This window comes from Methylobacterium soli (assembly GCF_008806385.1).
Lineage (GTDB): Bacteria > Pseudomonadota > Alphaproteobacteria > Rhizobiales > Beijerinckiaceae > Methylobacterium > Methylobacterium soli.
Window position 1 is genome coordinate 89,481 of sequence record NZ_VZZK01000003.1, and the last position, 24,305, is coordinate 113,785.

General features: G+C 63.9%; 19 protein-coding genes. 14 read left to right on the forward strand and 5 right to left on the reverse strand.

Features of this window, described 5'->3' with window-relative positions; genetic code table 11:
- Window positions 1–102: 102 nt before the first annotated feature.
- The 3 genes from recD2 (at window position 103) to F6X53_RS04225 (ending at window position 3,684) form a co-directional block, all read left to right on the forward strand.
- The gene (gene recD2 / locus F6X53_RS04215) at window positions 103–2,325 is read left to right on the forward strand and encodes an SF1B family DNA helicase RecD2 (protein ID WP_150997537.1); all 2,223 of its coding nucleotides are present in this window, start codon (window positions 103–105) and stop codon (window positions 2,323–2,325) included.
- Between the two features lie 135 nt (window positions 2,326–2,460).
- Window positions 2,461–3,384, forward strand: a complete 924-nt coding sequence (locus F6X53_RS04220) for an alpha/beta hydrolase (protein WP_150997539.1) — start codon at window positions 2,461–2,463, stop codon at window positions 3,382–3,384.
- Between the two features lie 99 nt (window positions 3,385–3,483).
- Entirely contained in the window at window positions 3,484–3,684 is a 201-nt protein-coding gene (locus tag F6X53_RS04225) for a hypothetical protein (RefSeq protein WP_150997541.1), read from the forward strand.
- A gap of 32 nt (window positions 3,685–3,716) precedes the next feature.
- Here the strand turns inward: F6X53_RS04225 and F6X53_RS04230 are convergent, their stop codons facing one another.
- The gene (locus F6X53_RS04230) at window positions 3,717–4,424 is read right to left on the reverse strand and encodes a hypothetical protein (RefSeq protein WP_191970690.1); all 708 of its coding nucleotides are present in this window, start codon (window positions 4,422–4,424) and stop codon (window positions 3,717–3,719) included.
- Window positions 4,425–4,909: 485 nt separating this feature from the next.
- On the opposite strand from F6X53_RS04230, the gene F6X53_RS04235 reads away from it, so the two are divergent.
- On the forward strand, window positions 4,910–5,767 hold the full coding sequence (locus tag F6X53_RS04235) for a glutathione S-transferase N-terminal domain-containing protein (protein WP_191970691.1): 858 nt from the start codon (window positions 4,910–4,912) through the stop codon (window positions 5,765–5,767).
- Between the two features lie 1,224 nt (window positions 5,768–6,991).
- Here F6X53_RS04235 and F6X53_RS04240 read toward each other — a convergent pair.
- Window positions 6,992–8,269, reverse strand: a complete 1,278-nt coding sequence (locus F6X53_RS04240) for a site-specific integrase (protein WP_150997544.1) — start codon at window positions 8,267–8,269, stop codon at window positions 6,992–6,994.
- Window positions 8,270–8,718: 449 nt separating this feature from the next.
- On the opposite strand from F6X53_RS04240, the gene F6X53_RS04245 reads away from it, so the two are divergent.
- From F6X53_RS04245 to F6X53_RS04285, 9 genes are all read left to right on the forward strand, one after another.
- Entirely contained in the window at window positions 8,719–9,720 is a 1,002-nt protein-coding gene (locus tag F6X53_RS04245; RefSeq protein ID WP_150997546.1) for an ABC-three component system protein, read from the forward strand.
- Window positions 9,717–10,223, forward strand: a complete 507-nt coding sequence (locus F6X53_RS04250) for an ABC-three component system middle component 2 (RefSeq protein WP_150997548.1) — start codon at window positions 9,717–9,719, stop codon at window positions 10,221–10,223. Before F6X53_RS04245 ends, F6X53_RS04250 begins: the two co-directional genes overlap by 4 nt.
- Window positions 10,220–12,106 (forward strand): hypothetical protein, encoded by a 1,887-nt coding sequence (locus tag F6X53_RS04255; protein ID WP_150997550.1) that lies wholly within the window; start codon window positions 10,220–10,222, stop codon window positions 12,104–12,106. Before F6X53_RS04250 ends, F6X53_RS04255 begins: the two co-directional genes overlap by 4 nt.
- A gap of 298 nt (window positions 12,107–12,404) precedes the next feature.
- Window positions 12,405–12,638: a helix-turn-helix domain-containing protein gene (locus F6X53_RS04260; protein ID WP_191970692.1), complete on the forward strand. Its 234-nt coding sequence runs from the start codon at window positions 12,405–12,407 to the stop codon at window positions 12,636–12,638.
- The gene (locus F6X53_RS04265; RefSeq protein WP_150997553.1) at window positions 12,635–12,889 is read left to right on the forward strand and encodes a DUF6074 family protein; all 255 of its coding nucleotides are present in this window, start codon (window positions 12,635–12,637) and stop codon (window positions 12,887–12,889) included. The genes F6X53_RS04260 and F6X53_RS04265 overlap by 4 nt, the downstream gene beginning before the upstream one ends.
- Window positions 12,886–13,458, forward strand: a complete 573-nt coding sequence (locus F6X53_RS04270; protein ID WP_150997555.1) for a hypothetical protein — start codon at window positions 12,886–12,888, stop codon at window positions 13,456–13,458. The genes F6X53_RS04265 and F6X53_RS04270 overlap by 4 nt, the downstream gene beginning before the upstream one ends.
- A 733-nt stretch (window positions 13,459–14,191) precedes the next feature.
- A complete protein-coding gene (locus F6X53_RS04275; RefSeq protein ID WP_150997557.1) occupies window positions 14,192–15,217 on the forward strand; it encodes a SphA family protein in 1,026 nt (341 codons plus the stop codon).
- Window positions 15,218–15,220: 3 nt separating this feature from the next.
- Entirely contained in the window at window positions 15,221–16,192 is a 972-nt protein-coding gene (locus F6X53_RS04280) for a formylglycine-generating enzyme family protein (RefSeq protein WP_150997558.1), read from the forward strand.
- Between the two features lie 17 nt (window positions 16,193–16,209).
- Window positions 16,210–17,922 (forward strand): arylsulfatase, encoded by a 1,713-nt coding sequence (locus tag F6X53_RS04285; protein ID WP_150997560.1) that lies wholly within the window; start codon window positions 16,210–16,212, stop codon window positions 17,920–17,922.
- Window positions 17,923–18,108: 186 nt separating this feature from the next.
- Here the strand turns inward: F6X53_RS04285 and F6X53_RS04290 are convergent, their stop codons facing one another.
- The gene (locus tag F6X53_RS04290) at window positions 18,109–19,506 is read right to left on the reverse strand and encodes a tyrosine-type recombinase/integrase (protein ID WP_150997562.1); all 1,398 of its coding nucleotides are present in this window, start codon (window positions 19,504–19,506) and stop codon (window positions 18,109–18,111) included.
- A gap of 926 nt (window positions 19,507–20,432) precedes the next feature.
- On the opposite strand from F6X53_RS04290, the gene F6X53_RS04295 reads away from it, so the two are divergent.
- A complete protein-coding gene (locus F6X53_RS04295; protein WP_150997564.1) occupies window positions 20,433–21,401 on the forward strand; it encodes a hypothetical protein in 969 nt (322 codons plus the stop codon).
- 111 nt (window positions 21,402–21,512) lie between these two features.
- On the opposite strand, the gene F6X53_RS04300 is transcribed toward F6X53_RS04295, so the two are convergent.
- Window positions 21,513–22,205, reverse strand: a complete 693-nt coding sequence (locus F6X53_RS04300) for a hypothetical protein (RefSeq protein ID WP_244965520.1) — start codon at window positions 22,203–22,205, stop codon at window positions 21,513–21,515.
- Window positions 22,202–24,238 carry a hypothetical protein gene (locus tag F6X53_RS04305; RefSeq protein WP_150997566.1) on the reverse strand — a complete coding sequence of 679 codons (2,037 nt, stop codon included), beginning with the start codon at window positions 24,236–24,238 and terminating at the stop codon, window positions 22,202–22,204. The genes F6X53_RS04300 and F6X53_RS04305 overlap by 4 nt, the downstream gene beginning before the upstream one ends.
- Window positions 24,239–24,305 lie beyond the last annotated feature (67 nt).

The window sequence follows — 24,305 nt, forward strand, 5'->3', positions numbered from 1 at the left end:
GAACAAAGAAGGAACGAATTTCGCGTGCACAGCTCGTCGATCCGGCCGCCAGACTGCGACGATCTCGCGTAAGCTAAGTGGGAGTGGGAACCGGTGAACCAGATGGTCCGCCCCAAGTACGTTGAGAGTGGCACGCCGGTCGAGGCTCTGGCGGGCACGGTTGAGCGCGTCACCTTCCACAATGCCGAGACCGGTTTCTGCGTGCTGAAGGTGCAGACCCGTGGCAAACGCGATCTCGTGCCGGTGATCGGCCACGCACCCGCCATCGGCGCAGGCGAGTGGATCACCGCCACCGGCATCTGGTTCTCTGACCGCCAGCATGGGCTTCAGTTCAAGGCCGACACACTCAAGGCGACGCCGCCGACCGGGGCTGAGGGCATCGAGAAGTACCTCGCGTCCGGCTACATGCGCGGCATCGGCCCGGCCATGGCCAAGCGCATCGTGGCGCTGTTTGGCGAGAACACCTTCGAGATCATTGAGGTCGAGCCTGATCGGCTGAAGGAGGTTGGCGGTATCGGCCCGAAACGCGCCGAGCGCATCGTGCGCGGCTGGGCCGAGCAGAAGGCGGTGCGGGAGATCATGATCTTCCTGCACGCGCACGGCGTCGGCACCGCGCGGGCCGTTCGCATCTTCAAGACCTACGGCCACGAGTCGATCAAGGTCATGACCGAGGACCCTTATCGGCTGGCCCGTGATATTCGCGGCATCGGCTTTCGCACGGCCGATGCCATCGCGATGAAGCTCGGACTGGAGAAGGAGGCACCGCAGCGGCTGCGGGCGGGTGTCTCGTTCGCGCTCCAAACGGCCATGGACGAGGGACATTGCGGCTTGCCCACCGAACGGCTCGTCGTGCTCGCGCAAAAGCTCTTGGAGGTCGATGCCGACCTGATACGAGTGGCCATTGCGTTGGAGTTGCGCGGTGAGGAGGTGGTTGCCGACACGGTGGACGGCGAGACCTGCGTCTTCCTCAAAGGGCTACACGCGTCCGAGCGCATCATTGCCGAGCGGCTGATCGCGCGCGCGACTGGTACGCCGCCTTGGCCCGAGATCGACCTCGACAAGGCGCGGCCTTGGGTCGAGCAGAAGACCGGCAAGACACTCTCGCCCTCACAGGTCGAGGCCGTGCGGCTGATGCTCGGCTCGAAGCTCTGCGTCATCACGGGCGGACCAGGAGTGGGCAAGACCAGCACCCTCGACTCGGTGCTGCGCATCTTGAAGGCCAAAGGCGTGCACGTGCTGCTCGCCGCCCCCACAGGTCGCGCCGCCAAGCGCATGACTGAGCAGACCGGGTTGGAGGCGAAGACCATTCACCGGCTGCTTGAGATCGATCCGAAGCACGGCGGCTTTACGCGCAACGAGGAGAACCCGCTCGATTGCGATCTCCTCGTCATCGACGAGACCTCGATGGTGGACGTGCCGCTGATGAACGCGCTGCTCAAGGCGGTGCCGCTGCGGGCAGGCCTCCTGCTCGTTGGCGACGTGGATCAGCTACCCTCGGTCGGGCCAGGGCAGATCTTGGCCGACGTGATCGCGTCCGAGCGCGTGCCTGTGGCGCGGCTGACCGAGGTGTTCCGGCAGGCAGCCGAGAGCCGGATCATCGTCAACGCGCACCGGATCAACCACGGTCAGATGCCCGAGAAGCCCCGTCCGGGCGAGAAGGCCGACTTCTACCTGATCGAGATCGACGATCCCGAGATCGGCGTTGCCAAGCTGATCGAGGTAGTCACGAACCGCATCCCGCGCACCTTTGGTCTCGACGCCGTACGCGACGTGCAGGTCCTCACCCCGATGCTGCGGGGCTCGCTGGGCTCACGCAACCTCAACCACGAACTCCAGCGCGTGCTCAACCCGAACCCGCCAGCGCAGGTCGAACGCTTCGGCTGGCGTTTCGCGCCCGGTGACCGGGTGATGGAGACGCAGAACGACTACGACCGCGAGGTGTTCAACGGCGATCTCGGCATGGTGACCGGGATCGACGACGAGGAGGAGGCGGTGATCGTCACGTTCGACGGCCGCGAGGTCATCTACCCGTTCGGCGAACTCGACACGCTCGTGCCGGCCTTCGCCACGACGATCCACAAGAGCCAGGGCTCGGAGTACCCGGCTGTGGTGATCCCGATTGTGACGCAGCACTTCAACATGCTCGCCAGGAACCTGCTGTACACGGGCGTGACGCGGGGCAAGCAACTTGTGGTGCTGATCGGCCAGCGCAAGGCCATCGGCATGGCTGTGCGAAGCGGGAAGACGAAACGGCGTTGGACGAAGCTGCGGGAGTGGCTGGTGCGAGGAGACGCCTCCTGGCGCGTTGCGGCTGCCGCTACCTAAACGTCAGCGAGGCAACCGAGTTCGTCGGTACCAACACTACAGTCTCGATCCATGCATGGCTCGCGGTGATTATCTCCTGGACGGGCGCGTCACCGATTTTCGCTTGAGAGGTGCGCGCCCTCAGACGAGATCACCATGCTGAACCGCAGAAAGTTCATGATCGCTGCTGCGACTACCGCGGCCATTAACCGAGTCTCGGCACAAACGTCGCCGCTTCGCGTACAGCTTTGGCCGGGCGATCCTCCCGGCGGCGGTGGCCCTGTCGGACCTGCCCGTGTGAGCGCGTCAGAGACCATCTCGAATGTGGCTTGCCCTTTCCTTGAGGTGATCACGCCCCGTGAGCCGAACGGTGCTTCCGTTCTAGTTGCTGCTGGTGGTGGCTACACGTACATCGCCATGGCCAACGAGGCGCGCCCTGCTGCCCACTGGCTGACAGACCAGGGTGTGACCGCCTTCATTCTCACCTATCGCCTGCCCCGCGAGGGCTGGCACAATGGCCCACTCGCGCCGTTGCAAGATGCTCAGCGAGCCATCCGGATCATGCGGTCCATGGCTGCCACGCTCCATCTCGATCCGCGGCGCATGGGCGTCTTGGGGTTTTCAGCCGGAGGGCATCTCGTCGGATTGGCCTCAGTGCGCTCCGACTTCCACACCTATCCCGCCACTGACCAGATCGACGATCAATCCGCTCGGCCCGACTTCGCTGCCCTGATCTATCCCGTCGTCACCTTGGAGCCGCCGCTGGACCACACCTCGACCTGCCATGAGCTTATCGGCGATCATCCGAGCCCAGAGGCTCGTGACGAGTGGTCGATTCAGACGCATGTACAGCGGGGCTGCCCGCCCATGTTCCTGGTTGAAGCCGACGACGACCCGATCTGCAAACCGGCCCATACGCGCATCTTGGAAGCTGCGTGTTTAAAGGCCGACGTGCCTGTCGAGCTTGTTCGTTTCGAGAGCGGTGGTCATGGCTTTGGGATGGGTCGGCCCGCCACGCCGGAGATGATGTGGCCGGACATGTACCGCACTTGGCTGTCACGGCTCGGCGTCCTCACCTAAGCGAGAGGAACCGCTTGGCTGTCATGAAGGGTTCGCTCTTGCGACCAAAGATGTCGCTCCTCAAATGAGCGGTGAGCAAGCGTGGCCGTGGAGGACGCCATGCCGATGAAGGCAGCCTGGGTGATGTCCGACTCGGACACGTTCGAGCTTCTGAACGCCATAGACGACCGATTGACCTCGGCTCGCCCCAATCATCAGCAGCGAGACACGCTCGTACGCTTGCGGTCGCTGCTCGAAGATGACTTCAACTCAACGTCGGGCGGCCTTCTCTCAGCGGACCCTGGCAACGGTTCTGCATGAAGGAGGGGCGAGAGCCGGCGGGCCATGCACCGTCAATCACCGAACGCCGAGACCTGCTCCTTCACGAAGGCCGTCATCGCGCATAGCCCCAGTGCCTCAGACAGTTCTCCGCACCGCTCCTCGCCCCCCTTGCTCGACGTGTTGCTCTCAGGTGCTCCTGCATTGGGCGGTGTCTCGGTTGACCGCGTCCACTCCGGCTTAGCTGCCATCGGCTGGCCTCCCATTCCGTGCGTGATGATGTCTTCGGCCCGCTTTAGGTCGACGACCTGCGAGCGCGTGGCGGGTACCCGGTACCCGAGCGACTGCGCAAGGCTGCGCAGATCGCGGACCGCTCTCCTTCCGGCCTCAGAGCCATGGCAGATCGCGAAGTAAGTGGCGGTGAAGTTGGTGTACCTGCGCACTGTCTCGCGAGGATCCTCGGTGGCGAAGGGCGCGAGCAAAATACCGACCGTACGGCCTTGCTTCTCGGCGATCACCGCGGGCTTGGTTTGTGAACAGTAGACGTATCCAGTCTCCTCAGCACGGGGGATCCGGCCGCTGTAGCTCGCACGGAAGGTCTTCAGCCGGGTTCGCTTTAGGCTGCCTTCGGACGTTGTCCGCACTGGATCGACGGAGATGACGCTGAACTCGTCGCAGCCATCCGGCTGGCACAGACCCCGAATCAGGTCGGTTCGGTTGTAGTCCTGCGCCAGGGCAGGCGTGGCAAGCAGACAAGCGGCGAGTAGCGTCTCAAGGCGCATCGGGTCCCTCGTTCAGAGGTGCCCTGGAGTGAAAGTCGAATTTGACCCTCACGTGGCGTGTACGGTCGCTACCCTACGCCGCCAAGAGCGCTCTTGTCAGTGGAGCAGCACAGGCATTCCGAGGAAGAAGCAGGCGAAGAGCCAGCCGACGCGAACGACAGTGGTGTTGTGCATGGCTATGGCTCTCCTCAGCAAGACGCCATGCAATATCAAAGGGAACATTGCCGGAACATTGCTGGCGCATGACCAGTCGGGGAGAGTGTCGTCAGAGTCGACAGGCAAGCGCTCTGCCGAAATTGAGCCCGTCACAATGGGGAAGCCGTCAGAAGAAGGATGGCGAGCGTCAAGGGCGGCAAGGCTGCCGATCAGATTAACGGGGGAGGTCAGAGGACGCGAGACAGTCGCTGGGGTGCTGTGGCAGATCGTGTTAGATTGAGGCTGGCGTTCCGATCTCCACCGCATGACCGGTTGGAATCTGGATGACAATGGCACAGCCTCAGGCGCTACCTCGTCTGATTGCCTTCGCTCCCTCTCACTTTTGCGAGCGGGCACGCTGGGCGCTGGATCAGGCCGGAGTGGTCTATCGCGAGGAGCGCTGGGCGCCAGGGCCACACAGGATCCTAGCCAAGCGTCTCGGTCTAAGTTCGCGCACGACGCCGATCCTCGATCTCGGGAACGGGCAGGTGATCCAGGGCAGCGATCACATCCTGAACTGGACGGGACTACCCGGCGGCGACCCCGACCTCGAACAGCGCTTCGAGAAGCGCATCGGCCCGCTGGTCCGCCAATTCTACTACGCGGCCGTGCTCGGCAACCCGCGATCTGGCGTGCGGGAGATCCTGTTTAACGGCGTGTCCGCCGTCCAAGCCCTAGCCGGCAGGCTGCTCTGGCTACGAACACGGCGTGTGATGATGCTGAGGATGAATGCGCGAGCCGATCTGCTGCCGGTTCTCACCGAGCGCGTTGAAGCGGAACTCGCGTGGTTCGAAAGCATGCTCAACGAGCGCGGAAAACACCTCGTGGGCCACACGTTTGGGCGAGCGGATCTAACCGCCGCCAGCCTGTGGGCGCCGGTGGGGCCGCCCCCTACTCATCCAGTCGCCTTGCTCTACTCGCGGGTGGTGCTCCCGCCCGCCGTGCAGGCGAGCATCTCGGGCTGGCGCGATAGACCGGGCTTTGCGTGGGTTAGGGCCATCTATGCTCATCATCGTCGGTCGTGCGAGGCTACCTTGCAAGACAGCGTAGTGCCCTCGCGACAGCCGCGGAGCTATCCCGCCACGACCCTGAAGGCCGCCCGACGCGCGTTCACCTCCGCGGAGATCAAACGAGAGAGGGGCAAGTGAGGACGTGGTTCGGCACGCGGTGCGTGGGAATGCCGGAAAGCTAATCCTGGGCTGGCTCGGCCGCGGCATTCTCAGCATCACGAGACTGATCCTCGTCATGGTCTGATGGCCGAGAGTTCTGCATGGGCGGGAACAGGCTACTGAGACCCTGCGCTACGCCGTGCAGCACCGGATCGAAAGCCGAGCCATAGGTGTTCAGATAGGGATCGCTCTTGATCATGACCTGAGTAAAAGCACGCGCCTGATCCGCGCTAGGTTGTGGGATAGGGCAGCGGTGAGGCGCCGCTAAGACATGCTAAATGCCGAAACCGAGAATTGTTCACGCCGAACTGAGCATTGCAGCCGTGCCGATGGCCCTAATGACCACGGCGGAGGCCAGCGCGATGCCAACGCCGATGAGAAACAGCACGGGCGCAGCAACACAGGTTATTTGGAAGCCGGGCTCGGTGACCTACCAGCAGGGTAAGAAGAAATCACACCCCCAGGAGCCTCGTGCCCTCTAAGGCTACTATCACCGCGTCTCTCACGCCCGAACTCAGCGCCTTCATCGCTGCCAAGGTCGCAACGACGCACATTTGCTGGCCGCTGGCCGCTGGCCGGCGCTGAGCCCTGCCTCACCCTCCGACAAACCGCCTTCAGCAACTCGGTGAAGCCGTTAAGCACCGAGGTGATGTGCCTGCCCTGCTTGCTCGCAAACACCGGGTCCGAATAAGCCGGCTCTCGACCGGGGCTGCGCTCGAACAGCATCCAGAGACTGCCGAACCGCGAGATCGCTGCCTTCTGCGGATTGGCCTTTTCCTGACCCTGCTAGAAATCCCGATCATCGACAGGCGGGCCCCTGCCGGATCAGTAGCGCAGCATCTCACCTCAGGTCAGGTTGTGACTACGACTTCTTCGGCGACCTTGACATGCGAAAGGGCCGAATGGCGACTTCGGGCACAAACATGGGCAGGAGGGCCGCCTTCCCCTGGGGTTCTGGTGGGTAGCGGAATTCATGCAACGTTATTCCTGTTTTCTTCTATATAGGGAATTTCGTTGCACTTTTTTTGATCGCGCTCCTCAACCCGAAAAAGCGACTCTCTAAGTCCTGGTTGTGAGCTATCTTAACGATGGCCCCGGCATGCGCCTCCTGTCACAGGAGAGCCCGGCGCCGCTCTGATTGGCGATCTCACCGTGTGTGAATGTAGCCAACACGGCCGGTCTCGCTGGGATTGGTACTGACCATTATGTCGCCGACTGCGCTGTATCGCCCATGGCATGCGCGATCCGGGCACCAATCTCGTTAGCGGCTCGGCGCAAGGGATCAGCATCCAAATGAGCATACCGCTGTGTCGTGGCTGCTTGAGAATGGCCAAGCAGTTTGCCGATGATCGGTAATCCAAGGCCGCCCCCTGCCCCCACGCTGGCGAACGAATGCCGGAGGTCATGGAGCCGGACGCCTTCCAAGCCCGCTTCCTTCGTGATCAGCTCCCACGGACGCTTCAAATCCGATCGTGGCTTTTCATCTGACTGCCCAGCACTGGCGCCAGCAATCACGAAGGCGCCCACGCGGGGGGTATTGGCAAGCACCTGAAGCGCTGGGGCATTCAGAACGATCGTTTTTTTGCCGGTTTTGCTGTCTGGAAGGAGCAGCAGTCCCCGTGCGAGGTCGACGTGCTCCCAGCGCAGGTGCAGGATCTCACGTAGGCGCGCGCCGGTGAAAAGGAGAAGCCGCAACGCTGCCGCCGCATGCGGGCTGATTTTAACCCGCCGGTTCTCAGGCCTTGGCGCATGCCTCACGTTCCTGGCGGCACTCGGCTCCCATGGCACGCCCAGCGTCTCTGCCGTCCGGATGGCCAGACCAAGTCGCTCCAGCTCCTCGACAGAGAGGAACCGCTCACGCTGGTTCTCGCGGTACTTCTCAATCTTCGCCGCAGGGTTGAAGCCCACTGGAACGAGCCGCCGTATTGCAGCCCAGGCGTACATCGAACTGAGGGCGGCATTAGCGTAGTTCGCCATGGATGGCCGGCTTTGCATTTTATGATGCAGGCGAGCGACGTCAGCTCGGGTGACCTCCTCACCCAGCTTACGGCCGAGGCTGGGCAGGATGTGCAGATTGAATGCTCGGCGGTAGTTCCCTAGCGTGCTGGGCTTCCGTTTCGTTTTCATGTGTTCGGCGAGAAACGCTTGCGCGATGTCAGCCACCGTCAGGGCGGCCCGCAACTGCGCACGATCGGCAGCCGGGTCCTCGCCTCTCGCCACAGCTCCGAGGACTTCCTTCGCCTTCCGGCGAGCCTCATCCGCCGTCAGAGCTCCATGACGTCCGATGCTCAGGAAGCGCTTGGGGGCGGCACGCCCACCTTGTCCTGCGCGATAGCGGACAAGGTAGCTTTTCAATCCCGAAGGTTCGATCCGCAGGCCATAACCTTTCAGGTCGGAGTCCCACACGATGTAGCGGGTCGCAGCCGGGTGCGCAGCATCAACCCTCCGCTTTGTGAGCTTGGTTGGGGAGAGGTCTGTCATGGTGGTCACCGAGCTTCTGGCGGCCACTGGGTGACCACCGAAAGGTAAGCTAGCGGAACCGCCAGCACACTCGGTCTCACCATAGCACGAGCAGGATCAAGGAGATAGCGATCTCCAGCAACCTACGTCCAACTCAGGAAATCTCGTTCCCCCTCATTCGTAATGAGGGGGTCGGGGGTTCGAATCCCTCTTGCGGCACCACCTTCCTCCCGCGATTGCAATGACTTAGGCGCGAGCTGGATCGGCACCTGTAGCCGATGGGCGTCCTGGGGGCGCATCAGGGGCGCGAATTGCCCGGGTAGCGTAGCACCCGCTCAAAGTTCGATCGCCTAAAGCTACTCGGCGGATGCGGCTCCTAGAGCGCAATCAACACCGATCCCAATCGCATCACCTAGGCGGCGGCCTGTACGCTATGCTACGCGATGCGCCCCCGTGGCCTGAGCACCACCGTGCTGAATCAGTACATTCGTCACGTCTACGCGATGACCGCCGACCAGCTTGAGCTGTTCGTTGACGCTTGGATGAGCCGCAAGAAGGACTCGTATGCCGAGACGGAGGTTTGGGCCGGGACCGGCGACAAAGGGCGGGACGTTGTCGGCTATCTGACGAATCAGCGATTGGATGGCCCCTGGCACCTCTTTCAGTGCAAGCAGTACCGGTCTGCCCTGAAGCTCCCTGACGCGATCAAGGAGCTTGGAAAGGTCTTCCATCACGCCGCGGAGGACAGCTACGGCCTGCCGGAGGCATATCACTTCGTCGCGCCCCGTGGCGTCGCGCGGCCGGTTCAGGAACTTGTTGCGAGCCCCGTCCGCTTGCGAGCGGCAATGCTGGACCGGTGGGACGAGTTCTGCGCCCATCGCATCGTCGAGAATGCTGCAATTCCTCTCTCGCCTCAGATCAGATCCCTGATCGAAGGGTTTGACTTCAGCCGAGTTCACACGCTCGACGTTCACCGCATGCTCAAAGACGAGCACATCGTGCCGGTGCTTGTGCACTGGTTTGGCCACGATCCAGGTGCAGCTCCGCCCGGCTCGGTGCCCGCCGAGGTTGAGGATGAGGAGCTTGCCTACTTGCGACAACTCTTCGATGCCTACGGAGAGAAAGCCGGTGAGACATTCGCCGACATGGCGGCGGTAATGGCACACGGCGCACATACCGAGCACCTGCGACGGCAGCGTACACGCTTCTATGATGCCGCTTCCTTCAAGCGCTTCTACCGAGACAACACACCCGAGGATTACCTCGGCACTTTCGAGGATGAAATCTACTACGGCGTTGTAGACGTGCATGAAGGCGAACACACCTACACACTCACGCGCGTTGATGAGGTTATGGCCCAGGCGGCTCGAATCCGTCCTTCTGGCGTCCTAGCCCGATACGCCCGAGTGCAGGTCTGCCAAGGCATCTGCCACCACTTCGCTAACGATGGCCGGCTAGCGTGGAAGCGATGAGCGCACACGATGCCCAGCCAGCGAAGGCACCACTCTTCAACAGCCCACTTGAGACTGGCTTACGGGCGGTCGTGCTGCTTGACGCGCTGTATCCGCGCGCCTGTGGCCTCTCTGAATTAACGTGGTTTGATCACCTCGTCGTTCACACGGGCGACCTCGGTGGTCCCGCAAGCCTGCACCCCGACCTTCCAAGCCGAACTGGCGAATTGCTCGTCCGGCGACGCTTAGTAGAACAAAGTCTTCGCTTGATGCAGCAGGTCAACCTCATTGAGGCTTCCAACGACGAGACTGGCATCTACTTCAAGGCGAGTGACGAAGCCCCGTCCTTTATCGACTTGCTCCAGACGTCTTACAGCCTTGCACTGAAAGACTGCGCGCGCTGGCTCGCCGATCAATTCCGCGACCGATCTACCTCTGAGATTGAGGGGATTGTCAGTGAGCGCATCGGTCGTTGGACCGCTGAGTTCCGCACCGCGACCGATAGCAGCGAAATCGGCCTATGAATACCAAAGGCTTCACCCTTCGGCACCTTGCCTTTACCGGTCCGGGTCTCGAGCCAGCAGGCCTGCACTTCGCTCCAGGCCTAAATATAGTCTACGGTGCGTCGAACACTGGCAAGTCGTTCATCTGCAAGTCCATTGATTACATGCTGGGCAGCTCTCGACCGCTTCCAGATATTGACGAGCGCCGCGGATATAATGGAATTGTTCTTGGGCTACTGCTTCCCGGCAGCCGCGAGGTCACACTTTATCGCTCAACGCTAGGAGGTGATTACCTGCTGTTCGAAGGTTTGCATGAGGAGCGCCCTGGCAACATTACAGGTACCCCCCTCCACAGCGAGCATGATGCAAAGAGCAACGACAATCTCTCGAATTACTTGCTCACGACCCTCGGGCTTGAGGGCAAGATGATTGCCAGGAATGCTAATGGCGAGAAGGAATCGTTGAGCCTCCGGCACCTTATGCGCTTTCTAATTGTCGACGAGACCGCAATCATAGACGAGCGTAGCCCAATACTGTCAGGTCAGTACGTGACCGATACAGTCGAGCGGAACGTCTTCCGAATTCTTCTGACTGGGAGAGATGATAGCGCAGTGGTGTCGACCATGAAGCCGGCGTTGAGGAAGGCGCGCGTAACTGGTCAAATCGACCTCGTCGACGAGATGATTGCTGGGTTGGACGAGGAACTCGGCGAGGACCATCCCACACGTGCGGAGCTAATGCAGCAGACTGAGCGGCTCGGAGCCACTCTAGCAACGCACCAACATGAGATGCGCTCGCGGCAGGACCAGATCGACACTCTGCTAGTGGAACGTAGGGAGGTGTTCGACACTCTGAACGACTTAGCAGCTCGGGTACGGGAGCTAGATGTCACGCTACGGCGATTTGCAAAGCTCGATGCAGTCTATGTGTCTGATATAGCACGGCTTGAGGCTCTGGAAGAGGGCGGGTTCCTGCTACTTGCGCTGGCAGACAGACCGTGTGCTGCCTGTGGCGCTGGACCAGAGCATCAAGCTTATCATCACGGGGCTGAAGAAATAGCTCGCTCTCATCAAGCTGCTCGCGCAGAGGGTCGGAAGATTGAGTATGAGCGGCGTGACCTACGACATACCATGACCTCACTTGGCGCGGAGGCGGCAGGTCTTCGCCGTCGCATTGAGGAACTAGACGTAAGTCTCAGTCGGATTGAGGGCGAGCTTGCAGAGCTTCGGCCGAGAGAGGCTCAAGGACGAGCCGAGTATGAACGCTTGCTCTCGGTGCGGGACAAGCTTGCGCACCAAATCGAACTACATCGGCGCCGCGATAGGCTGCTAGCTCGACGGTCTCAGCTGGATGTAAGGCCTGCGAGAAGGCCCTCGACGAGTAGGCTTGCCGTCGGCGTCGATGGCGGCACCGGGCATGAATTCGCGCGAATCATTCAAGAATTACTTGAAGCCTGGAAGTTCCCCGGGGACCCGCAAGTTGGCTTCGATCTAGCGACGCACGATATCCGTATTAACGGAAAGGATCGTCGAGCGAACGGCAAAGGTGTGAGGGCAATTCTGCATGCTGCCTTCAAGATTGGCGTTCTTATCCACTGCCGCAGAAGAGACCTGCCGCACCCAGGCTTCGTGGCACTGGACACCCCGCTTCTGACGTATCGTGAGCCGCTCAAGCAGACCCGCCACGGGCCTATGGCTGCGGATGAGTTGGTTCTAAGGGCATCAGCGCTGAACGAGCACTTCTACAGATCGCTTGCCAGCATGCAGGGCCTCGGACAGATCATCGTGCTTGAGAACGCCGACCCACCGAAAGACCTCCTTGACGTAGAGGTTACTGCCTTCACTGGAGGAGAAGGCGAAGGAAGATTCGGGCTCTTTCCGTCCGCCGATAATCAATCGCACTAAGCTCATTGGGCACCTGAGGCAGGCTCGCGCGCCATCCCGAAGGCGCGAACCCAATCTTGGGCTGACTTGATTGCCCTTCGGTCCTCCAGGCCAATCACGCGCGTCGAGCTTCGGGTGCGCCCAGGGGCATCTGCTCAGTCCTACGACGTTCTTCCGCGAAGCCAGGCATAGACCAGTGGCGAGTGCCGAAAGGTCCTGCAGGCCTACGGCCCTTTGCGGGCATTGGCGGCGCGAGAGCGCCGGCATGCAGCGTGAAGAAGGTCATTCTGGCGCCTCAACGAGGCCAGCGAGGGCAGACATGAACAGCCACAACAATCGCTTCATGAGCATCAAGGAAGCTCGTGCGATGCTTGGGATTGGGGAGACCACGATCTACAAGCTGTTGAACGAGCGCAGGATTACCGCCTTCAAGCTCGGAGGCCGGACCTTCATCTCTGAGGCGGAAGTCGCGCGCTTCCAGGCTTCGCTGCCCACTGCGCAATTCAATGGCAACGGCGGTGAAAGCGGACCCACCTCGGAGGGTGTCCGATGAGCGCTGAAGTGCTGCCTTTCCCCCGTTCACGTGACCGCGACTTCATTCTGCGCCACGCAAACCTCATGGCGCAGGCGGCTTCATCGTTGAGAGCAGAGGCGCACCTCCTGCGCCAGCTTGCGATCCAGCAAGAGACGATGGCGCGGCGAGGAGTCGCGCCGGAAGTGATGGTTCGCGAGATCGCCTCCATCGAGGGGCACATTCGGGCCTGTGCCTGCAGGCTTCTCTCTGTGCCGGGAGGAGCGGCATGACCGAGAACTCGCGAACCCGCCGCGGCGTCGATCTGACGGGCCGGTCCACTGGAGCTTTCAAGGACCCGCGCTTCCGCAAGTTCAACAAGCCCCCGAAAGGCGTCCCCTTCGCCTGGATCACACTGCCTATGCTTCGAAGCCCGGCATGGCGCGCCATGTCACGGAATGCGAGGCTCGTGGTCGAGCGCGTGATGGTGGAGCACATGAGCCACGGCGGCAATAAGAATGGAGCACTCCCAGTTACTTACAATAACTTCGAGGAATATGGCATTCGGCGCAACTCGGTGAAGAAAGCGATTGATGAGGCTATTGAACTTGGTTTCATAGCCATCTCTGAGAAAGGGACGCGTGCCTGGGGTGAATACGCCGGACACGCTACAACCTTTCGCCTCGCTTGGTTGCCGACCATTCATGGGGACATGCCAGAGTCGAAGTGGAGTCGCTTCGCCGATCTTGCGTCGGCCGAGGCAGCATCGGCTCGGGTCCGATTGGCAGGAATTCAGCGGCGCTCTGAGCGGGCAAATCACTCAGGAGCGCCAGCCACCGGGCGGTGTCGGGCAGCCGAGTGAGATTTAGAAGCCAGTATCGCTAGCGGTATCGATGCCAGTAACGCTGGCGACACTTTCAGGCACCGTCAGTGTCGTGAGTGAGCCGAATGGCCAGTATCGCCAGCGTTACTACTTTAAATATCTTCGGGTAGGAGGCATGTGGCACCGCACCGAGCGGGGACTTCTCGCGTGCTCCTGTCCGTCTAGGAGAATGGCATCTAGCAAGGCACTGCCGTCCTCATTCAGGTGGACACGGGCGCAAAGCCGGCCTCTCATTAGCCGGTCGAACTTCGCGGGCTCGCCCCGCGGGCCGAGGAAGTGCTCGATGCTGCAGGTGGCTCGGCTTGACGATTGCTGAATTGCAACTCGCTACCCCTCCCCCTTTAGGGACCGTTCTCCGAGGAGGTTACCTCGGGGGGGGGCGCTGCCCCGCGGTGAGGCACACTCCAAGAACTCGAAGGGGGGAGCCGTGCCGCGATGCGACGCTCAGCATCGATGCGTAATCAGCCGACAGGTGGAGGGCGTCACACGGTGCCGGGCAGAGGGCATTAGATGCGCCGTTCGACGTGCAAGGCGATATATCTCGGACGCACATGTGGTGCTTTCCGTACGGAGGCGGACAAGCGGCGGCGGCGTGACCTAAGGTTGAGCTGGGGCTCTGGAGCACTGGATGTCCCTGCCAAAGCATGTTCAATCGCACCTATCAGCACAGGATCATGACCTGATCGCTGGGTAAGCTTTGGGGGAAGCGGGCATGCGGCCTTTCGCGCGTCACCTCGTCGGCAGTCTGATTCTCGGAAGCGCAATCGCCACGAGCCTTTCGGCCGAGGCAGCAGAAGGTGGCCTCAGCTTCTACATCGAAGGGCAGGCCGTGCCGCTCGGCGGCATCGTGCCACCGCCCGGCCTCTACTTCGACAGCACCACCTGGTTCTACAACGCCAGGATTAGCGGCAATCGGCAGACACAAATCGGCGGCAACGTCATCGCCGATGCCAAGGTGAACCTCGTCGCCGACTTCGTGACCGCCCTCTGGGTCACGCCGGTCCAGATCCTCGGTGGCGACCTGGCCTTCGCCTTCGTCATGCCCTTCGGCGAGCCGGCTGTGCGGGCGGGCGTCCTTCTCAACGGCCCCCTCATCAACCAAGCGCTCGGCCGTCCCGTGGGCGTCTCCGTCGGCGACGCCACCTTCAACCCGGGCGATCCCATCGTGTCGGGCACGCTCGGCTGGCACTCCGGCAACTGGCACTGGAAGCTCGCGGGCGTGCTAAGCATCCCGGCTGGCGCCTACGAACCCGGGCAACTCTCGAACGTAGCGCTGAACCGCTACGTCGGCGACATCTCGGCCGCGGCGACCTACCTCGACCCGACACTCGGCTACGAGTTGTCCGCGGCCGCCGGCTTCACGCTCAACGGACGTAACCCGGCGACCCGGTACGACACCGGCACCGAGTTCCACGTCGACGTCTCGGCCTCAAAGTATCTCTCCAAGGAGGTGTCGGTCGGCGTCATTGCCTCGCACTACCAGCAGATCACGGGCGACAGCGGGCCAGGGGCCCGGCTCGGCCCGTTCATGGGCCGCACGACGGCGGTGGGGGGCACCATCAGCGTGACCGGTGAACTCGGCAAGGTCCCCGTGACCGCCCGGCTGAAGGTGCTGCGCGAGGTGGAGGTGGAGAACCGCTTCCAGGGCACCATCGGCTTCTTCGAGGTCTCCTTCCCCTTGTGGGTGGCCCCTCCGAAGGCCGCATCCGAGCCCAGGCCCATAGCGGCTAAGTTCTGAGCGATGACGGCGGTCCCTGTCCTCGACCGTCCGACCAGCTCGCCGGACCTTCGGGCAGGCATGGTCTTCCTGCCCGGTGGCACCTTTCGCATGGGCTCTGACCGGCACTACCCGGAGGAGGCGCCGGTTCATCGGGCCCGGGTCGACGGGTTCTGGATCGACCGCACGCCGGTCACCAATGCTCAGTTCCGCGCCTTCGTGCGGGCCACCGGCTACGTCACCGTCGCCGAGACGAAGCCCAGGGCCGAGGATTACCCGGGCGCTCTGCCGCACATGCTCCAGGCCGGCTCCTTGATGTTCAAGCCGCCGAAGGGTCCAGTCGACCTCCGGGATTGGAGCGCGTGGTGGCGGTTCAGGCCTGGCGTGCACTGGCGGCGGCCGACAGGGCCAGGTTCGTCGATCGCCGGCCTCGACGAGCATCCAGTCGTCCACGTCGCCTACGCGGATGCCGAGGCCTACGCGGCCTGGGCCGGCAAGGACCTGCCGACCGAGGCCGAGTGGGAATTCGCCGCGCGCGGCGGCCTCGACGGGGCCGAGTACGCCTGGGGCGACACGTTCATGCCGGACGGGCACCACATGGCCAACACCTGGCAGGGCGCCTTCCCGCACGAGAACCGCGCCGAGGACGGCTACGAGCGCACCTCGCCGGTCACCGCGTTCCCGCCGAACGGCTTCGGCCTCCACGACATGATCGGCAACGTCTGGGAATGGACAAGCGACTTCTACGCCGCCCGGCATCCGGCGGATGCGCCGAAGGCCTGCTGCGTGCCGTCGAACCCGCGCGGCGGGCCTGAGACAGGAAGCTACGACCCCGGCCAGCCGGCGGTCCGGATCCCGCGCCGGGTGATCAAGGGTGGCTCGCACCTTTGCGCACCGAGTTACTGCCGGCGCTACCGCCCGGCCGCGCGCCACCCGCACCCAGTCGACACCTCCACCAGCCACATCGGCTTCCGCTGCGTCGTGCGGTCCCGTTGATCCCGAGGAGAGAACCGATGTCGATCGACAAGCCGAGCCGTGCTGACGTCTCTTCCGCCAGCGCTGAGCCCAACTTGAGCCGCCGTAGCCTGCTGCTCGGCGGGACGGCCCTCGCGACAGCTGGGGTCTCGCAGGGAACCGCGATCGCCCAGGCTCCTGCCACGCAGGCGCCCGTCAGCCCCTCTGCTCCCCCAGCGAGCCCGACCACTCCGGCAGGCAACCGGCCGCCGAACATCCTTGTGATCTGGGGCGACGACATCGGCTGGCAGAACGTCAGTGCCTACGGCATGGGGACGATGGGCTACACCACGCCGAACCTCGACCGCATCGGCCTCGAGGGCATCCGGTTCACCGATCACTACGCCCAGAATTCCTGCACCGCTGGGCGAGCCGCCTTCATCACTGGGCAGTACCCGATCCGCTCCGGCATGACCACGATCGGCATGCCGGGTGACAAGCTCGGGCTGCAGGCCGCCTCGCCGTGCCTCGCCGAGGTCCTGAAGCGGGCAGGATATCGCTGTGGGCACTTCGGCAAGAACCACCTCGGCGACCGCAACGAGCATCTTCCGACGATGCACGGCTTCGACGAGTTCTTCGGCAACCTGTACCACCTCACGACCCAGGAGCAGCACGAGTACCCGGACTACCGCGCCTATGCCGAGAAGTACCCGGGCGGCTCAGAAGCCTTCCGGCGCAAGTTCGGCACCCGCGGGGTCCTGCATTCTTGGGCAACCGACACCGACGACCCGACCGTCGACCCTCGCTTCGGACGTGTAGGCAAGCAGCGCATCGAGGACACAGGCCAGCTCGGCAAGGAGCGGATGGAGGACTTCGACGCAGTGGAAGTCATCCCGAAGGCCCTCGATTTCATGAAGCGCTCACGCGAGGACAACAAGCCGTTCTTCGTGTGGCTCAGCACCAGCCGGATGCACCTCTACACGCGATTGAACGAGAAGTGGCGCTACGCGGCGCAGAAATACACGTTCCAGGATGACCTGCACGGCAGCGGCATGCTGCAACATGATCATGATGTCGGCTTGGTTCTGGACTTCCTGAAAGCGAACGGCCTCGAAGACAATACCGTCGTCTGGTACTCGACTGACAACGGGCCCGAGCACTCCTCTTGGTGGCAGGGGGCTACGACGCCGTTCCGCGGCGAGAAGATGACCACCTACGAAGGCGGCGTTCGCGTGCCCTCAATGTTGCGGTGGCCGGGCGTCATCAAGCCTGGCCAAACCCTCAACGGCATCCAAGCGCACATGGACATGTTCACCACGTTCGCTGCGGCTGCAGGCGTCCCGAACGTCGCTGAAGATCTGAAGCGCGACAAGAAGCAGTACGTCGACGGGGTCAGCAACCTAGACTACTGGACAGGGAAGACGAGCGAGAGCAACCGCAACGACTTCCTCTACTACTTCGAGAGCAGGCTCATGGCCGTCCGCCAAGGACCCTGGAAGCTGCACTTCTCAACCCGAGAGAACTACTACGACGTCGTCACCGCCCGGCACGCTCCCCTGTTCATCAACATACGTGCCGATCCGTTCGAGAGCTACGACAACAAGGACTCCTACGGGCACCTGAGCCAAGAGACTTCCTGGGTCTTCGAGCCCATGTCGGAGCTCGTCGAGGAGCACCTCAAGACGCTGGCCGCATACCCTCCAGTACAAGGTGGCACATCGTTCGACATGTCCAACATCGTGCAGGATTTCCTGAGGCGATCTAAGCAGTAACCTTCTAGCAAGCCGCCAGAATAACAGGCAGGCGAACACTCGTTCGGCCGAGCAAGTGTTCGCCTCACGGCTTTGTCACCTTCTCGGCCGAACCTTTCCTCTCGCCATCAGCAACGACGGTAGATGACGCGACGATGTCTGTGATCTCGGGTTGAGGCATCTTCACGGGCAGCTGATCCAGCGCCATCACGCCGCCCCCGCCTGCCTCGGCCGAAGCTCCACAACCGTCTGCGCTGCCTCGGCCGAGATGATGCGCTCCAGCGCAACCGCCCATCGCGTGAGCGCGGCCCGCTTCTCGCCCATCGCGTCGTGCCAGTCGTAGTGAAGGCCGAGTACATCGCGCCGAACGTGGCCGAGCACCGCCTGCACATCGGAAATCGAGACCCCGAGTGATCGCATACCGGTGGCGGCGGTCCGCCTCAGATCGTGCGGTGTCGGCGCATTCACCTGCCAGGAGTCGCAGCCTGCCGCGGTTGCCCAGGCTGGCGAACCCTCGACCGGACCCTTCGCTAAGCTCGGGCCCAGGCGGGCCATCGCTCGCGCCAGGGCATGAGCGTCGATCGGATCCGCACCGGGGATGCCTCGGGGCGAGGCGAAGATGGCCCGCGTGCCAACGGGCTGAGGTGAGGCATCGCTTGCCTGAGCCCGGCGCTCTGCGGCGTCATCAACAATGGCTCGCGCGTCGCGGATGATTGAGACGGCAAGGGGTGTGAGAGGAACAGCATGGGGCCGCTTGCCCTTCATGCGTCCCGCGGGTACGCGCCAAACCGCTTCGCCGCGGCTATCCAGCTCGGATAGCTCGCTCTCGTTCATGCCGGCAACTTCGCCGGGCCGAGCCCCGGTGACCAGTATCAAGCGTAGGGCTAGCGCCACCGTGGATGAGAATGGGGCCGCTCCGGAGGTGGCTGACCACAGTAGGCGAATCTCTGCGTCGCTGAGTACGCGGTCTCGGGCCAAGTCCTCGGCAGGCTTTGGCAGCGTGAGGGCGGGCGATGCGTCAAGAAGGCTACGATCGGTCGCGAACTTGAAGATCTTCGACAGCAGGGGGCGCAGCCGGTTTGCCAAGGCCCCTTTGCCCGTCTCGGCCACGCCTTCGAGGAGGCTAATACAATCCTGGCGTCTGATGGTCCGGAAGTCTCGCCCAGCCCATAGTGGCGTTACATGCAGCCGCAACAGATCCTCGTCGTAGCTAGCTGAGCGCTTCTTCGGCCGAGCATGCTTCGCAAGGTACAGCTCCGCGAGGCGCTCCCAGGCGTGTGCCTGCGCATCCGCATCGCGCTGCGCGGCAAGTTCTCTCGCGGCCTTCCGGTCTTGAATCGGGCTTCCCCCCTCAGTCACCCGCCGACTGGCTGCAATGGCTCGGGCACGCGCGTCCGACAGCCCCAGCACGGGGTACTGGCCGAGCGTCAACCGTTGGGTCTTGCCCGTGCTCTTGTCGCGGAAGCGGAAGCACCACGTCTTCTGGCCGCTCACCGTGACACGCAGCTCTAAGCCTCGGCACCGGCTGTCGGGTACGTCCATGCGCTTGCCACCCGCGGCCTTCATAGCCTTCACAGAGGCATCGGTAAGCGGCTGAGCCGGCATTCTAGCATCCTCATTCGCAAGGCAGCCACATCCCTGGGGGCGCAATGGGGGCGCAGAACGACCCGATTGCTGCCGAACCCCAGCGAAGGCATGCGAAGAGATTTATGACGGTTCCAGGAGCGTTATCAAGGGTTTGCGCAACGACCGGCGAAGGACGACGAAGAACGGCGACGAGCCTGTTACTTCATTCGTAATGAGGGGGTCGGGGGTTCGAATCCCTCTTGCGGCACCACTTCTCTCAATCAATGCGCTTTGATCCTGGAATTGGCGCGGAGCCGCGACCCGCGGCGCGCCATCGCAGCGCTTGCGATCCTTCGATGCCGGAGCGCCGCACCGCGTGCCCCGTTCCGGCTGCGCGATCACAGCCTGAACACCGATCGGGGATCGTCGCAGGGGCGATTCCAAGCGAATTCGAAGCGTTCTGCACGGATGTGCGAGATCACATCTCAAGATTGATCGACAAAATATTGCAACGATTGCAGATCAGCGATCTGGGCCGCCAAGTCGATGGAAGATCGCTTCCGAGCCTTGCAACAAGCCGCGCCGCCCTCGCGCTGGCCTTCGGCAGCGCGGGTCCTGCCCGCGAGGCGACCAGACGCCGAGGCGGGTGGACGAGCGATTCCAGCGAAGTTGAAGCTTTGCGTTCGGATTGCGAATGCATTCGTGGCAGTTTCGCAAGAATTTCCGGCTGAAACCGCAGATCCGGACTCGGGTTCCTCGGCGCGACCAAGAAAAATCGATAATGTTCAAAATCTACGCATTCTGCCTCATCGGTTGACACGAATCAGCGGAGGGGTCCAAACCGACCATTCGAGTTGGCCACCTCGACGAAAGCTTGACGGTCCCTGCAATCGGTGCGGACGCCGCGCGTCGCTTCCGCGGAATTGTCAGGCGCATTGTCCACGCAGCGTTGAGGAGGATCACCGATGGCCCTCACTGATACGTCGTCTTCCCCCGACCATGAACCGCATGACGCAGACACCGCGCGCCATTTCGGCGGCCTGGCTCACGACCATCGGGACGACCCCGACTACCTGGCGGTTTCCGATGATCTGAAGATCGCGGTCGACCTCAGCGGTCATCGCGCGCCGACCCTGACCATCGATGCGCTGACGAATTATACCGACCCGGCCACGATCGCGCTCGAGCAGCAGATCGTCGAATTCGTCGGCGGGCTGATCGACCCGCACGGAGATCCCGATCGGTTCGAGGGGATCGATGGGACGGATCATTTCACCCTGCAGGTCAACACCGCGACGGAGCAGGTCGAGCTGCAATTCGAGCCGAGCAGCGCGAAGGTCTTCGAGAATACGCCGGCCGAGGATTTCCCGGTCCAGGACCTCGTCGCGCTCCTGACGGGTGACACGGACAATCCCGATTTCTTCGCGTTCGACAACGCCGTGAAGATCGCGTTCGACCACGCCGTGAAGATCGCGTTCGACCTGACGGAACCGGACAACAGCACGGTGCGGGTCGAGGCCTACACCAATTTCCGTGCCGATTCCGACATCGCCCTCGAGAAGGAGGTCGTTGCGTTCATCGATTCCCTCGACGGCCAAACCGATCTCGATCCCGATCAGATCAGCGTGATCGACGGAACCGACCACTTCGTCCTCACGGTCAATACCACCACCGGCGCGGTGGACTTGACCGTCGAGGATGCGACGCGCGCCGAGTTCCGGGACGTCGCGGCGGAGCCCTTCCCGGTCCAGGAACTACTCGCGCTGCTGACCGGCGAGACGCCGGACCGGGACCACCACGGCGACGGGGATTGCGCGGCGCATCGGCCCGAGCCGAACGGGGACGACGCGGCTGTGCCCACGCTGGATCCCGGCACGCCGCTGATGGACGTTGCCGCCGCCGATGTGCGGGACGACCTGCTTTCCCCGGCCTGACCGTCAAGCGGGGCAAGCGGACCGAGCCAGGGCGAGGCAGGAGCGGCCATGCGAGGCCGTGGACCCCGGGCCTTGCCGAGCCGGAGGCCGATGGCGCGCCTCCGGCCCGGCTCAGTCGCGGTGCGGCGGCGCGGTGCCGGCCACGAGGCGGGGATCGGTCCGGAAGGCGCGCGCGATCAGGCCGGAGAGGCGGATGAAGGCGCGGCCCTGGGGCGTGATCCTGTAGCCGTCGCCCACCGGCACGACGTTGCCGGAGAGGGCCTGCTCGTCCATGCGCCGCTCGATCTGGCGGTACTCGCCGAGATAGACGTCCTGGAACGTGGCGCGCATTTGCGCGGGCGTGACGACGTCGTCCGGATGCGCCGCCATCTGCCCCAGCATGAACACGCTGATGGAGCGGTCGACCGTCACGGGGAAGAGCACCAGGAAGCTCAGGTTCAGCGACAGCGAGAGGATGCAGGCAGCAAGGGCGTCGCGCCGGCGCAGGCCCGTCCGCGCGAAGTGTCCCGCGAGCCAGGTCGTGAGCGCGAGCGTGACCGCGAAGGCGAGGCCGAGGAGAACGAGGCCGCGGTAGAACAGGATCGTGATTCCCGCGCCGAGATCGAGCTGGAACAGCAGGACGAAGCTGAGGAAGCCGAGCGCGACGGCGCCCGCGTGCAGAACCGCCTGAGCGGCCGCCCAGCGCAGGCCCGGTCCGATCCGGCCCCGTTCCGGCGATGCGCGACCGGACGCGATCACCGGCCGCTCACGAATCACCGTGCTCTCGGGCGTCACGGGCGCCTCCTGCAGGCTGGCGCGGCTCATAGGTCGGCGACCCGGATGATCCGGACCCGGGGCGCGGCATAGACGGCGCGCGCCTCCCAGATCCAGGACCCGGGATCGCCCCAGGCCGGATCCGCCGACGAGACCACGATGGCACCGATTCCGGCGCGCTCCGCCCGGGCCCGGACCTCGGTGGCCGGCAGGCTCGTGGCGAAGACCGGACGCAGGAGGTCGACCCGCGCCAGGATTTCAGCAGAGGCCGCGCCGTAGAGCCGGGCGCTGCGATCGGCGACGCCGGTGGGCTGGAGGCCGTAGAGGCCGAACGCGAAGGCGCGCGGGGGCGCCGGGTTGTGCTGGAGCACCAGGCTCGCCGGGAGCCCGGCCGCGGCCCAGTGATAGGCATCCCGCAGCCCGTAATCGACCGCCGGTTGCGCGTTGACGAAGCGCGTATCCGGCTCGCCGGACAGCCGGTAGGCGCGCTGCCAGACGAGGAAATAGGCGGAGCCGACATAGCCCAGGACGGCAAGTCCCGCGATCACGGGCGGCATGCGCAGGCGCCCCGGGGGGCCGAGGCCGGCCGGCACCCGGTCGGCCCGGAACCGCACCACGAGCGCCACGGTCCAGACCAGGCTCGAGACCTGCGCGAAGAGGAGCGCGCGCTGACCGAGGTCGTTGTTGATGATGGTCGATTTGAGGAAGGTCCCGACCACCAGGGAGGCGAGCGCGCTCAGCGTGAGCAGGCGGCCGACCTCGGAAGCGTGGGCCTGCCGCAGCGGGACGGCGCGCCAGAACAGGATTGTGCCCGCCGCGAAGACGCCGAATTCGAGCCCGTAATTCAGCGGCAGCAGGAGAAGGCGCAGCAGCGACCGCGTTGGATCGTCGAGATCGAAGCTGTCGAGGGGGCCGAAGCGCCGCACCGTGAGGGCGATCCCGGCGCCGCCATCGGCCCGGTTCGCCAGAAGGTCGGCGAGATGGGGAGCCGCGATGACGAGGCTCAGGATGCCGGCGCCGACAAGGAGCGCCGCCCCGCGCCAGTCCCGCTCGCGCAGGAGCAGGGCGAGCCAGAGGGCGGCGGTCGCCACCGCCCCGCAGGCGACCCAGACCGACAGGCCGACGCAGGACGCGAAGGCGGTCGCGGCGACCAACACGGCGATCCAGGCGGTACCGCCGGGCTCAGCCCCGTCGAGCCTGTCCTGGCCCGCGCGCGTCAGCGCCAGCAACCCGAGCCACGCCGCGAGGAGCCCGGTGACGTGGTGGGGGACCCAGAGGAGCGAGGTGCCCCACCACGTCACCTGCTCGTTCAGCGAGCCGGTATCGGTGATCCAGAAGCCGAAGACGTGCCGCGCGTGGAAGGCGAACAGGGCCGCGAGGCCGGCGGCCGGAAGCAGCGCCGCGAGCGCGGCGCGGGCATGGCCGGGTGCCGCCCGCCGGACGAGGCCGGACTGGGCGAGGAGGAGGTCGAGGAGGCCGTAGAGGCCGATTCCGATCCAGATCGTCAGTCCGAGGAAGGCCGTGCGCGCATCGACCAGGGGCCGGCCGAGCCCGTTCACCAGGGCCGACAGCGTGTAGAAGAAATAGTAGTAGCTGACCCGGCCCTCGCGGGCGAAGAACGGGTCCATGGGGGGCGCCCCCGTCTCGAGGATCGCCCGCGTCGTCGCCGCGTGCTTGACGAGGTCGATGACCATGAGGGGCTGGTAGATCCGGCCCGCCACGTCGACATCGATCGAGACGCCGATCACCAGGATGATCCAGGCGAGGATCAGCAGCCCCGCCACGGCGTCGATCCGCCAAGGCCGGCGCCTCCGGAGGACGAGCGCGAGGCCCGCGAGCGCCAGGATGAGGTTTGCGGCGCCCGCGGCCTTCAGCCCGAGGAAGCGCGTGAGGGTGCTGTCGAGGAACGGCAGCAGGCCGAGCCCGAACAGGGTGGCGAGGAGCCAGCCGCGCCCAAGCGAGATCGCGTCGCGGTCGAACAGGCGGCTCGCGGCGGCCAGCGCGTAGCCGGGCAGCAGGACGAGCGGGACGCCCATCAGGAACGCCGCCAGGATCCCGATTGCGTCTGCTGCGCTGCCGTTCATCGATTCGCCGCGAATGGTGGTCCGTCCGGCGCTACCACGCCGCGATTAACCATTCGTCTGGGCGGAT